The sequence below is a fragment of the Streptomyces sp. NPDC127119 genome, assembly GCF_042677425.1.
Taxonomy (GTDB): Bacteria; Actinomycetota; Actinomycetes; order Streptomycetales; family Streptomycetaceae; genus Streptomyces.
Genome location: NZ_JBHXTO010000007.1, coordinates 122,365 through 134,010, shown reverse-complemented (window position 1 = coordinate 134,010; position 11,646 = coordinate 122,365). Strand labels below are relative to the sequence as shown.

The following is an 11,646-nucleotide window of genomic DNA, read 5'->3' as shown; positions in this document are numbered from 1 at the left end:
CTTCGTCGACCCCCCCCCCCCGCACCCGATCACAAATCACACCCCGGGGGTTGCCGATCCGCGTTGGGGGGGTCGGGAAAACCCGTACCGCCCCTCCGCGTATCCGCCCGACCGCCGGACGGCTAAAGCACCTTCGACAGGAACGACTGCGTCCGTTCGTGCTGCGGGTTCGTCAAGACCTCCCGCGGGTGGCCGGACTCCACCACCACACCCTCGTCCATGAAGACCAGCGAATCGCCGACCTCCCGGGCGAAGCCCATCTCGTGGGTGACGACCACCATCGTCATGCCCGACTCCGCGAGGTCGCGCATGACGTCGAGGACGTCACCGACCAGCTCCGGGTCGAGCGCGGACGTCGGCTCGTCGAACAGCATCAGCTTCGGCTCCATCGCGAGCGCCCGCGCGATCGCGACCCGCTGCTGCTGCCCACCGGAGAGCTGCGAGGGGTAGTTTCCCGACTTGTCGGCCAGACCGACCCGCTCCAGGAGCTGACCGGCCCGCTCACGCGCCTGCGCCTTGCTCACGCCCTTGACCTGGACCGGCGCCTCCATGACGTTCTCCAGCGCCGTCATGTGCGGGAACAGGTTGAAGCGCTGGAACACCATGCCGATGTCCCGCCGCTTCAGCGCGACCTCGCTGTCCTTGAGCTCGTACAGCTTGTCGCCCTTCTGGCGGTAGCCGACCAGCTCCCCGTCGACGTACAGCCGCCCGGCGTTCACCTTCTCCAGATGGTTGATGCACCGCAGGAACGTCGACTTGCCCGAGCCGGACGGGCCGATCAGGCAGAAGACCTCGCTGGGCTTCACTTCGAGGTCGATGCCCTTGAGGACCTCGACCGGGCCGAAGGACTTGTGGACGCCCTCGGCCTTCACCATCGCCGTGCCGGAGCCCGCCCCGGGCACGTTCTTCGTCAGGTTCGCGTCGGCGCTCATGCGCTGGCTCCTCCGCCCGAGCGGTTGGACAGGGACAGCATGTTCGCCTTGATCTTCTGGAACGGGGTGGCTGGCAGCGCACGGCTCGAACCGCGGGCGTAGTACCGCTCGATGTAGTACTGCCCGACGCTGAGCACCGAGGTCAGGACCAGGTACCAGGCGGCGGCCAGGAAGTACATCTCCACGGGTGCGCCCGACGACTGCCCGATGTCCTGCGCGTACCGGAACAGTTCGGAGAACTGGACCACCGACACCAGCGAGGTCGTCTTCAGCATGTTGATGACCTCGTTGCCCGTGGGGGGCACGATCACGCGCATCGCCTGCGGGATCACGATGCGCCGCAGGGTCTTGCTGTGGCTCATGCCCAGGGCGTGCGAGGCCTCGGTCTGGCCGTCGTCGACCGAGAGCAGACCCGCGCGGCAGATCTCCGCCATGTACGCGGCCTCGTTCAGGCCGAGCCCGAGGAGCGCCGTCAGCAGCGGCGTCATGAAGCTCGACCAGTAGTCCTTGTAGATCGGACCGAGGTTGATGTACTGGAAGACCAGGCCCAGGTTGAACCAGACCACGAGCTGGACCAGGACCGGGGTGCCCCGGAAGAACCAGATGTAGAACCACGCGATCGACGACGTCACCGGGTTCTTCGACAGGCGCATCACCGCGAGGAGGATGCCGCCCGCGATGCCGATGACCATCGACAGGACGGTGAGCAGCATCGTCTGGCCGACGCCCTTGAGGATGCGGTCGTCGAAGAAGTAGTCCGGTACGGCACCCCAGTTGATCTTGCCCTGGGCGAACGCGTAGATGATCGAGACGAAGATCGCGATCGCGATGACGGCCGAGACGTACCGCCCGTAGTGCCGGACCGGGATGGCCTTGATGGCCTCCGGGCCGCCCGGGGGAGTGTCCTGGGGCCCGGCCGTCTTGTCGATGTCAACAGTCACGGATGTTGCCTTTCAGCGCCGCCGGCTACGCGGTCACTTGCCGCCGTTGAGGGTGGCTTCCTTCACGGCGCCGGCGCCGACGCCCCACTTCGCGATGATCTTGTCGTACTCGCCGTTCTTGATGACCGCGTCGAGCGCCGCCTGCAGGGCGTCCCGCAGCTCGGTGTTCGACTTGGCGACCGCGATGCCGTACGGGGCGGCCTCGACCTGTTCCCCGACGACCTCGAAGTCCTTGCCGCCGCCCGAGGTCTTCGCCGCGTACGCCGCCACGGGGAAGTCCGAGGAACCGGCGTCGGCGCCACCGGCGCGCAACCGGGTCTGGGCCTGCTGGTCGTTGTCGAACGCCTCGATGGAGAGCTTCTTGCCCGCCGGACACTTCTTCGCCTGGTCCTTGGCGAGGTCGTTCGAGACGGTGTTGCGCTGCACCACGACCTTCTTGCCGCACAGGTCGTCCCAGGTCTTGATGCCCTGGTCGGCGCCCTGCTTGGTGTAGATCGAGACACCCGCGGTGAAGTAGTCGAGGAAGTCGACGCCCTCACCGACCTTCTTGCCGGTCTCGGCGTCGATGCCCTCCTGGCGGTCCTTGGTGTCCGTCATCGCCGACATCGCGATGTCGTACCGCTTGGAGCGCAGGCCGGTGAGCAGGGTGTCGAACGTGCCGTTCTCGAACTCGAACTTCACGCCGAGCTGCTTGCCCATGGCGTCGGCGAGGTCGGGGTCGATGCCCACGGTCTTGCCGGAGTCGTCCTTGAACTCGACGGGCGCGTACGCGATGTCCGAGCCGACCTTGATGACGCCCTTGTCGCGGACGGCCTTGGGCAGCTTGTCGGCCAGCGGGGCCGCACTGGAGTCGGCGGTGTCCGAGCTGCCGCTGTCCTTGTCCTTGGTCTGGTCACCGCAGCCGGTGAGCAGCAGGGCGCCTGCGACCGCGATCGCACCGACCGCGGCTATCCGGGACTGCGCGGCGGTCGTACGACGGGTGGAGCGTGCGGTCATGGTGGGTTCCTCCGGCGGGTGGGTGGAGTTGCCGATGGGTCGGCAGTAGCCGATGGGTCGACGAGAACACACACCTTCGGGTGTCGCGACCTCGTGTGATTAGGGCATCTTGCCATTCGGACTCGTCCCTTCAGGGTGCCCGCCATGTCAAAATCGGATAACGGGTGACCCCCTAACCGGACCGAAGCGGTCCGGCTCGACCGGATCTTGTGCGGAAAACCTCCGCGAGGGCCGGAGGATCTTCTGCGGATCCCGCGATACGTGCGGCCACTTCTGCGCACTTGCGACACCACGGCGCCTATCGGCGGATTGTTCGTGAAGTGGGCTTGTTCGATGTATTCGGTCATGAGTCATGTCACCGGTATGTGACCTTCGCGCTCCGGTATACGAGCCCGGCCCCCGCGATATGAGGGTCCCGGCCCTCCGGTGCGCGAGCTTCGGCCGCCCGCGTGTGACCTTCGCTCTATCGACTCGTCCGCGATGCGGTCCGTCCGGTAAGAAGGTTCCTTACACCCCTCATCCGGGGCTCAGGGCGCGTGTGCGGCGCGCCCGTCGCGCATGTTCCGTACTTAACAGTCATCAGGGACATGTGCGGTGCCCGCCCGTTCCTCACCAGGAGCGGCAACCCTCAACCAAGAAGACTTAAGGGGTAAAACAAAGTGGCAGCGGAGATCGTCAATCCTCGCAGCGACAGCAGTACGGATCAGGACGGCGGGGCGGAGCCCCTCGATTCCTTCGACCCGGCGTTCGCGCTGCACCGTGGCGGGAAGATGGCCGTGCAGGCCACCGTGCCCGTCCGTGACAAGGACGACCTGTCCCTCGCGTACACGCCCGGCGTCGCGAAGGTCTGCATGGCCATCGCGGAGCAGCCGGAACTCGTCCACGACTACACGTGGAAGTCGTCCGTGGTCGCCGTCGTGACGGACGGGACCGCCGTGCTCGGTCTCGGTGACATCGGGCCCGAGGCCTCGCTCCCCGTCATGGAGGGCAAGGCGATCCTGTTCAAGCAGTTCGGCGGCGTCGACGCCGTGCCGATCGCGCTGGACTGCACGGGCGTCGACGAGATCGTCGAGACCGTCGTGCGCCTCGCGCCGTCCTTCGGCGGCGTGAACCTGGAGGACATCTCGGCACCCCGGTGCTTCGAGATCGAGCGCCGGCTGCAGGAACGGCTGGACATCCCCGTCTTCCACGACGACCAGCACGGTACGGCCGTCGTCACGCTGGCCGCCCTGCGGAACGCGGCACGGCTGACCGGGCGCTCGCTCGGGCAGCTGCGGGCCGTCATCTCGGGCGCCGGCGCGGCCGGGGTGGCCATCGCCAAGTTCCTCCTTGAGGCGGGACTCGGGGACGTCGCCGTCGCGGACCGCAAGGGCATCGTGTCGACCGACCGGGACGATCTGACCCCGGTCAAGCGGGACCTCGCCGTCATGACCAACAAGGCGGGTCTCTCCGGATCCCTGGAGTCCGCGCTCGCGGGCGCCGACGTCTTCATCGGCGTCTCCGGCGGTACGGTGCCGGAGCCGGCCGTGGCCTCCATGGCCGAGGGTGCCTTCGTCTTCGCCATGGCGAACCCGAACCCCGAGGTGCACCCCGACGTCGCCCACAAGTACGCGGCGGTCGTCGCCACCGGGCGCTCGGACTACCCGAACCAGATCAACAACGTGCTGGCCTTCCCCGGGATCTTCGCGGGAGCGCTGCAGGTGCGGGCCTCCCGGATCACCGAGGGCATGAAGATCGCGGCGGCCGAGGCGCTGGCCGCGGTCGTCGGGGACGACCTGGCCGCGGACTACGTGATTCCGTCGCCGTTCGACGAGCGGGTCGCTCCGGCGGTCACCGCGGCGGTCGCGGCGGCGGCGCGGGCGGAGGGTGTGGCGCGGCGCTAGCCGCGTCTTCTTCTGGCCGCCGGCAGTCGGCTCCGGGTCCCGTCCTGATGGGCGGGGCCCGGTTGCGTTTGCCGGAAGGTTTTTCCGGGGGTTCGGCCGGGCGGCTGCCGGGGTGGTCGGGTGCGGCCAGCTACGACGGTGGGAGAGCCGAAGGCGTTTTTCAGGGGCGCGGGGAACTGCGCGAGCAGCCACGACGGCGGGAGTGTCGACGACGTTCGCAGGGGCCCGGGGAACCGCGTGGGTGTGTGGGGGCGAGGGTGCGTGGGGTCACGTCCCGTGAGGGATGCGGGTCACAGGCGGACCCCGTTCCGTCCGGCGCACCTGCCACCTAAGGTCGGCACATGTTCGCCGCCTACGCCGCCCGCATCGACCGCGACCACCCCCTCAACGGCCTGGAACTGGGTGACCGCCCCGCCCCCACCCCCCGCCCCGGCTGGACGACCGTCAACGTCAAAGCCGCCTCCCTGAACCACCACGACCTCTGGTCGCTGCGCGGAGTCGGCCTCGCCGAGGACAAGCTGCCGATGATCCTCGGCTGCGACGCCGCCGGCATCGACGAGGACGGCAACGAAGTCGTCCTGCACTCCGTCATCGGGCAGACGGGCCACGGGGTCGGCCCGAAGGAGCCCCGCTCCATCCTCACCGAGCGCTACCAGGGAACCTTCGCGGAACAGGTCTCCGTCCCCACCTGGAACGTCCTGCCCAAGCCCGCCGAGCTCTCCTTCGAAGAGGCCGCCTGTCTGCCCACCGCCTGGCTGACGGCGTACCGCATGCTCTTCACCAACGCCGGTGTACGCCCCGGTGACTCCGTTCTCGTCCAGGGAGCCGGCGGCGGTGTCGCCACGGCCGCGATCGCGCTCGGCAAGGCCGCGGGGCTGCGCGTCTTCGCCACGAGCCGCGACGAGGCGAAGCGCAAGCGCGCCCTGGAACTCGGCGCCGTCGAAGCCGTCGAGTCCGGTGCCCGGCTGCCGCACCGCGTGGACGCCGTCATCGAGACCGTCGGCGCCGCCACCTGGTCCCACTCGGTCAAGTCCCTGAAGCCGGGCGGCACCCTGGTCATCTCGGGCGCCACGAGCGGTGACCGCCCCCCGCACGCCGAACTGACCCGCATCTTCTTCCTCGAACTCAAGGTCGTCGGCTCCACGATGGGCACCAAGGACGAACTGGAGGACCTCCTCTCCTTCTGCGCCGCCACCGGCGTACGCCCCGTCATCGACGAAGTCCTCCCGCTGGACCGCGCCCGCGAGGGCTTCGAGCGGATGGAGTCCGGCGAACTCTTCGGCAAGGTCGTGCTGACCACCTCCTGACCCGCCTGCCCTCTGACGCCCCATGGCCCTTGCCTGCCTCCCGGGTCGCCAACCCGGGCGTCAACCGGGATTGACAATCCCTCGCGCGTCAATCTAAGTTGACACCATGACCGAAGCAACGGATCTCGCCGAGCGCGCGGGCGACCGCGATCCGCGGATCGGGCTGCGGGCCGTGACCGCGTTGCGGCGGCTCCTGGAGCAGCTCGAAGCGGTGCAGGTGCGCAGCGCGCGCAATCAGGGTTGGTCGTGGCAGGAGATCGCCGCGGAACTGGGTGTCAGCAGGCAGGCCGTGCACAAGAAGTACGGGAGGCAGTGATGTTCGAACGGTTCACGAAGGACGCCCGCGCGGTGGTGCTCGGCGCGGTCGGCCATGCCGAACGCCTGGACGCGGAGACGGTCGAGGAACAGCACCTGCTGCTGGCACTCCTCGACCGCGAGGCCAGCCGCGCGTCGTTCGCCCTGACGTCGCTGGGGCTGGGAGGCCGCAGGGAGTCCGTCCAGCAGGCCCTGGCCGAGGCGCGCCGCCGCGGCGGCCTCTCCCGCGCCGACACCGACGCCCTCTCGGGGCTGGGCATCGACGTCTCGGCGATCGTCTCCCGCGTCGAGGAGGCCCACGGAGAGGGCGCCTTGGAGGGCTCTCACGGGAACGCGACGGGCGACGGCAGCGACAGTGGGCGTGGCAAGGGGTGGTGGGCCGGTTTCGTCGGTCAGCGGCGTCCCTTCGCGCGAGGGGCCAAAGACGTCCTCACCGAGTCCCTGCGCATGGCCCTGGCCCAGCAGGACCGGCACATCGGCGACGAGCACCTCCTCCTCGCGCTCGCCGCCCGCCCCGGCGTCCCGTCGGAGGTCCTTGCCGACCACGGCGTGACCTACGTGGCACTGTGCCGCGTGCTGTACGGCGGGGGAGAGGCCAAGGCGAGCTGAGGGACAGGGGGAGGCGAGGCGGTCCGCTCCCGGACCGCCTCCACCGTCCCTCAGCCCTTGGGCGTCCGCAGCACCGCACCTATGTGCGCCGCGGCCGACGACAGGTGCCGGCGGGCATCGCGCAGTTGTTGCTCCGTCACCCCGTGATCGCGGGCCGCGTCGCGGATGTCGTCGCGGAAGCGGTCCAGCAGGCGGTCCAGGTCCCGGGTGGGATCGCCCGTCGAGTCCTCATGGGCCCAGGAGGGCTCGTAACCGGCGGGGAAGTCCTCAGGAGTGTCCGTGTAGTCGGGCTGACCGGGCTGGCCGGGCTTCCTCGTCCCCGTCCCGGCACCCGATCCCGTGCCCGGTCGGCCGAAGCCGAAGTCCTTCCCGAACTCCTTGCCGAAGTCCTTGCCGAAATCGCCGAACTCCTTGGCGAGCTCGGTGAGGCCCTCCCGGACCCCCGTCGGCCAGTCGCCGTGGGTGAAGTGGTCCTGCACCTGGTCCTGGACGCGCTTGGCGATGCGCTGGAGCTCCTCCTGCGCCTGCGCCCGCACCCGCTCCTGGGCCTCCTTGGCCTGGTGCCGGGTCCGCGTGGCCTCCTCGCGGGCCCGCCGGCTCTCGTCCTTGGCCCGCCGGGCCTGCTCCTTCCACTCCTGCTTGACGCGGCGCATCTCCTCCTTGGCCGCGCGCCAGGCCTCCTTGTCCCCGAGGTCCGTGAAGTCGCCGTTGGCGCCCTCACGTTCGCCGTGCGCCTTGGCGCCGGCTCCCGTGGAACCCTGGCGGGCCTCGCTCGCCGCGGCCCGCATCTCGCGGCGCAGATCCCCCGCGGCGCCGCGCACGTCGGCTCGGATCTCGGCGGCCAGCTCGGCGACCGATTCGCGGATCTCCAGCTCCAGGTCGGCCAGTTCGCCGCTGCGGTCGGCCAGCTCGGCGCGGCCGGCGTCCGTGATCGCGTACACCTTCCGGCCGCCCTCGGTGGTGTGGGTGACCAGGCCCTCGGCCTCCAGCTTGGCCAGCCGGGGGTAGACGGTGCCGGCCGACGGCGCGTACAGCCCCTGGAAGCGCTCCTCCAGGAGGCGGATCACTTCGTAACCGTGGCGTGGTGCCTCTTCGAGCAGTTTGAGGAGGTAGAGCCGCAGGCGGCCATGGGCAAAGACGGGAGCCATGTCAGAGCCCCTTCTGGTGGGTCGTGCCGTCGGGTGATCCGTCGGTGGCGTCAGTGGCGGTGGCGGCGCCGGAGACGTCGGAGGGTGGGCGTTGAGCGGGGGTGGAGGGGGTGGCTGACGCGGGCGTCCCGGAGGCGGGTCCGGTTCCGGAGGCGGGTCCGGTTCCGGACGGGGTGGGAGCCGCGTCCGCGTCCCGTGGGCCATCCTCCCCGACGTCCGCCCTCTTCTCGAAATCCACTTCCTCGTCCCACGGCTCGTCCTCCGCCGGGGGCCTGCGCAGCAGGGCGATCGAACCGGAGACGGTGGTCGCCTTCAGGCGGCCGTTCCCCGCGCCGAGCCTGCCGGTGATCTTCTTGGCGCCCCACCGGCCGTCGATCCGCAGGTCCTCGAAGGCGCTGGAGACCGTGCCGCTCGCCGAGTCCACCTCGACCTCCGCGTCCGCCGGATGCGGCAGGCGGACGGCGATCTCGCCCGAGATGCTGGTCAGCCGTATGTCGCTGGACCGGCCGGCCGGGTCCAGGTCGACGATCACGGAGCCGCTGACCGAGTCGACCCGCACGGACCGGCTGGAGCCGTCGATGACGGTCAGGTCGCCCGAGATGGAGTTGAGCCGGAGGTCGCCGGTGAGGGCCTGGACCTCCACGTTCCCCGACACCGTGTCCGCGCGGACCGGGCCCGACAGGCCCACGAGCGTGGTGTCGCCGGAGATGCCCTTCACCACCGCGCGGCCGTCGATGCCGGAGACCACGGCGGTGGCGCCGACGACGCCCACCTCGACGCGTGTGCGGGCGGGGACGGCCAGGGAGACCACCGCGCTGCGGCGCCAGCCCTTGCGGTCGAGCCACTTGAGGAACCCCTTCCAGGGCAGGTCCTCGTACGCGACCGTCAGGGTGCCGTCCTCCTGCGTGACCATCAGGGGTGGTCCCTCTATCGAGGAGACTTCGAGGTGGGCGGGGCCCTCGTCGATCCCCACCACGTTCACCGTGCCGCTGGCGATGCGCACATGGAGGGCCGTCACCGGTTCGTCGAATGTGAGCTTCCTTGGCTCTGCGACGGACCACTCGGACATGGTGCTGACCTCCTCGGCAGGGGCGTACACGACGACGCGCCATATCGCGTCTTCTGATAGACACGATATATCGCGGATGTCGGAAGTCAAGGCACTCGTTCTGGTGACCCGAGGGGTCGCAATGGCGCTAAATGCGGATAATTCGACCTCGTGACGTCCGTCGAGGCCCGGGGCTGCTGCTCCGCAGCGGGGGCGTCCTGTCATATCGCGATCGGATGTTTCTCGCCCCCGCCGCCCCTTCCCGTTCCCGTCCACGCATGGGGGCTGCGCCCCCTCGCCCCCCTGATCGCGCTGCGCGCTCGTCCTCAAACGCCGGACGGGCTGGGTGGACGGCGGACGGGCTGAAGCGAAAGGGAGTTACTCCTCGTCCTCGTCCTCGTCGTCCAGGCGGGCCAGCCAGGTCGCCAGGCGTTCGACCGGGATCTCGAAGTCCGGGTTGAGGTCGACGAATGTGCGCAGTTGCTCGGCGAGCCACTCGAAAGTGACCTCTTCCTCGCCGCGCCGCTTCTCCAGCTCTTCGATACCGCGGTCGGTGAAGTACATGCGTGGTGCTCCGTCGTTTTCGCTGAAAAGCTGTGCTGAAAGGCTGTACAGCAGGATAGGGCGCCTGGACCGGCCCGTGCCGTGTGCCCGCTCGATGTACCTGTGCGAGGTCCGCCACGCTGCCGGGTGCGCAGGCACGTCACTGGCGGGGTATGTCCTACGGGACGGTGGGCCCGTAAAGGCAACCCGCCGGCCGGTGGAAGTGCCGGAACCGGCGGGGCGCATGTGGGGTCGGGCGGAGGGAGGGAGTCGAAGGATGGGCGCAGAGGACGATGAGCAGACGGCCGCGGAGCCGCTGCCGGATCTTCTCGCACTGGGGCTCGCGGAGCTGAGGACGATCGAGCACCCGGTGCTGGCCGAGGTTCTGGCCGAACTCAGGGAGAGGGCGGAGCAGCCGAGCGAGATGCTGTGGGGGTTCAACAACGCGTTCTAGCCGCATGGGATGCCGGTTCCGGCCGGTCCGCCGGTTGAATCGGACAGCTTCGGCCGGTGAGCGTTTGCGACCGGGAAAGCGCTGGTAATGGCGCTGCGGACGGTCGATGCGGGGTCGAGGTGCGGCTTGACCTCGTGCTGCGCCGACGACGAGGCGCGGGCGAGCGCACGGAGCCGCGGGAACATGCGGTACCGGAGGAAGAACTCGACGGCTGGGGGTGCCGGGTGGACGGCCTGCAGGGATCCGTGTCGGTATCGGCGCCGGTCACGTCTGCACCTTTTCGCCAGTTCATCGTCAAGGTGCATGGCAGATGCAACCTCGCGTGCCGGTACTGCTATCTGTACGAGGGCCCGGACCGTTCCTGGCTAGACCGCCCCGCCGGCGCGTCGTTCGAGGTGCTGGAACGCACGGCGGACCGTATCGCCGAACACGCGGGGACACATGGGCTCGGCGCGCTGTCCTTGGTGCTGCACGGTGGAGAGCCCCTTCTGGCGGGAGCCGACACGCTTGCCCGTTTCACCGAGAGCGTGCGCGACCGGGTGCCGCGCTCCTGCACGGTGCATGCCGTCGTACAGACCAACGCCACCCTTCTGAACGCGCACAGGCTCACCGTGCTCGCCCGACAGGGCATCCGCGTCGGCATCAGCCTCGACGGTGGCCTGCCCTCGCACAACGCGCTCCGGGTGGCGCGCGGGGGCGGCCCCTCCTGGCCCGCCGCGGTCCGCGGCGCCCGACTGCTCGCCGACCACTTTCCGGACTCGTACGCCGGGATTCTCACCGTCGTGGACCCTGCCGCACCCCCTGTCGAGGTCTACGAGTCTCTGCTTGCCCTGCGCCCCCCGGTCCTCGACCTCCTGCTTCCGCACGGGAACTGGTCGGCGCCGCCGCCGTACCTCAGACCTGGACCGGAGGAGGCCGACGCTCCTCGCGACGCACCGACACCGTACGGGGACTGGCTCTGTGCCGTGTTCGACCGCTGGTGGCGGGGGCCGCGAAGGGAGACCCGGGTGCGCCTCTTCGAAGAGTGCATGGCTCTGCTCATGGGGCTCCCCGCGGTGACGGAGGCGCTGGGGCTCGCTCCGTTCGACGCCGTCGTCGTGGAGACCGACGGCTCCATCGAGCAGGTGGACTCCCTCAAGTCGGCGTACGACGGAGCGGCGTGGACCGGCCTCGATGTGCACCGGCACAGCTTCGACGAGGCGCTGCGCCATCCCGGCGTCATGGCACGACAGGCGGGGGCCGCCGCACTGGCGACCCGCTGCCGGGCCTGCCCCCTGCTCACCGTCTGCGGCGGCGGCAACTACGCGCATCGCTACCGCGCCGGGCGGGGTTTCTCCCACCCTTCCGTCTACTGCGTCGACCTGCAGCGATTCATCCGGCATGTGTCCCTTCGGCTCGCCGCGGCGGCGCCGGGACGTCCATCCGCCGGGCTCACCGCCTCCGGAGGAGACACCCCTTGATCCCAGGAGA

Annotated in this window: 12 protein-coding genes; 6 read left to right on the top strand and 6 right to left on the bottom strand. The window is 69.7% G+C overall.

Annotated elements, in window-relative coordinates; genetic code table 11:
- Positions 1-122: 122 nt before the first annotated feature.
- Genes ACFVH5_RS05940 through ACFVH5_RS05930 form a run of 3 tightly spaced genes read right to left on the bottom strand, consistent with a single transcriptional unit; the run spans position 123 to position 2,869 of the window.
- Entirely contained in the window at positions 123-875 is a 753-nt protein-coding gene (locus tag ACFVH5_RS05940; protein WP_385832391.1) for an amino acid ABC transporter ATP-binding protein, read from the bottom strand.
- Between the two features lie 53 nt (positions 876-928).
- Complete coding sequence (locus tag ACFVH5_RS05935) at positions 929-1,873, bottom strand: amino acid ABC transporter permease (protein WP_385832350.1); 945 nt, start codon at positions 1,871-1,873, stop codon at positions 929-931.
- A gap of 33 nt (positions 1,874-1,906) precedes the next feature.
- Positions 1,907-2,869 carry an ABC transporter substrate-binding protein gene (locus tag ACFVH5_RS05930; protein ID WP_384803343.1) on the bottom strand — a complete coding sequence of 321 codons (963 nt, stop codon included), beginning with the start codon at positions 2,867-2,869 and terminating at the stop codon, positions 1,907-1,909.
- 659 nt (positions 2,870-3,528) lie between these two features.
- On the opposite strand from ACFVH5_RS05930, the gene ACFVH5_RS05925 reads away from it, so the two are divergent.
- The 4 genes from ACFVH5_RS05925 (at position 3,529) to ACFVH5_RS05910 (ending at position 6,983) form a co-directional block, all read left to right on the top strand.
- A complete protein-coding gene (locus tag ACFVH5_RS05925) occupies positions 3,529-4,752 on the top strand; it encodes an NADP-dependent malic enzyme (protein ID WP_384803340.1) in 1,224 nt (407 codons plus the stop codon).
- Between the two features lie 341 nt (positions 4,753-5,093).
- Positions 5,094-6,059 (top strand): zinc-binding dehydrogenase, encoded by a 966-nt coding sequence (locus ACFVH5_RS05920; protein ID WP_384803337.1) that lies wholly within the window; start codon positions 5,094-5,096, stop codon positions 6,057-6,059.
- A gap of 106 nt (positions 6,060-6,165) precedes the next feature.
- The gene (locus ACFVH5_RS05915; RefSeq protein ID WP_107021356.1) at positions 6,166-6,375 is read left to right on the top strand and encodes a helix-turn-helix domain-containing protein; all 210 of its coding nucleotides are present in this window, start codon (positions 6,166-6,168) and stop codon (positions 6,373-6,375) included.
- Positions 6,375-6,983 carry a Clp protease N-terminal domain-containing protein gene (locus ACFVH5_RS05910; RefSeq protein ID WP_385832349.1) on the top strand — a complete coding sequence of 203 codons (609 nt, stop codon included), beginning with the start codon at positions 6,375-6,377 and terminating at the stop codon, positions 6,981-6,983. The genes ACFVH5_RS05915 and ACFVH5_RS05910 overlap by 1 nt, the downstream gene beginning before the upstream one ends.
- 50 nt (positions 6,984-7,033) lie before the next feature.
- On the opposite strand, the gene ACFVH5_RS05905 is transcribed toward ACFVH5_RS05910, so the two are convergent.
- The 3 genes from ACFVH5_RS05905 to ACFVH5_RS05895 all read right to left on the bottom strand — a co-directional run bounded on the left by ACFVH5_RS05905 (position 7,034) and on the right by ACFVH5_RS05895 (position 9,743).
- Positions 7,034-8,131: a helix-turn-helix transcriptional regulator gene (locus ACFVH5_RS05905; protein ID WP_385832347.1), complete on the bottom strand. Its 1,098-nt coding sequence runs from the start codon at positions 8,129-8,131 to the stop codon at positions 7,034-7,036.
- Between the two features lies 1 nt (position 8,132).
- On the bottom strand, positions 8,133-9,200 hold the full coding sequence (locus tag ACFVH5_RS05900; RefSeq protein WP_385832345.1) for a DUF4097 domain-containing protein: 1,068 nt from the start codon (positions 9,198-9,200) through the stop codon (positions 8,133-8,135).
- A gap of 357 nt (positions 9,201-9,557) precedes the next feature.
- On the bottom strand, positions 9,558-9,743 hold the full coding sequence (locus ACFVH5_RS05895; protein WP_385832344.1) for a DUF6104 family protein: 186 nt from the start codon (positions 9,741-9,743) through the stop codon (positions 9,558-9,560).
- 256 nt (positions 9,744-9,999) lie between these two features.
- On the opposite strand from ACFVH5_RS05895, the gene fxsA reads away from it, so the two are divergent.
- Both fxsA and ACFVH5_RS05885 read left to right on the top strand, forming a co-directional pair.
- The gene (fxsA, locus tag ACFVH5_RS05890) at positions 10,000-10,176 is read left to right on the top strand and encodes an FxSxx-COOH cyclophane-containing RiPP peptide (RefSeq protein ID WP_107021351.1); all 177 of its coding nucleotides are present in this window, start codon (positions 10,000-10,002) and stop codon (positions 10,174-10,176) included.
- Between the two features lie 245 nt (positions 10,177-10,421).
- Entirely contained in the window at positions 10,422-11,636 is a 1,215-nt protein-coding gene (locus ACFVH5_RS05885; protein WP_385832390.1) for an FxsB family cyclophane-forming radical SAM/SPASM peptide maturase, read from the top strand.
- The last annotated feature ends 10 nt before the right edge of the window (positions 11,637-11,646 follow it).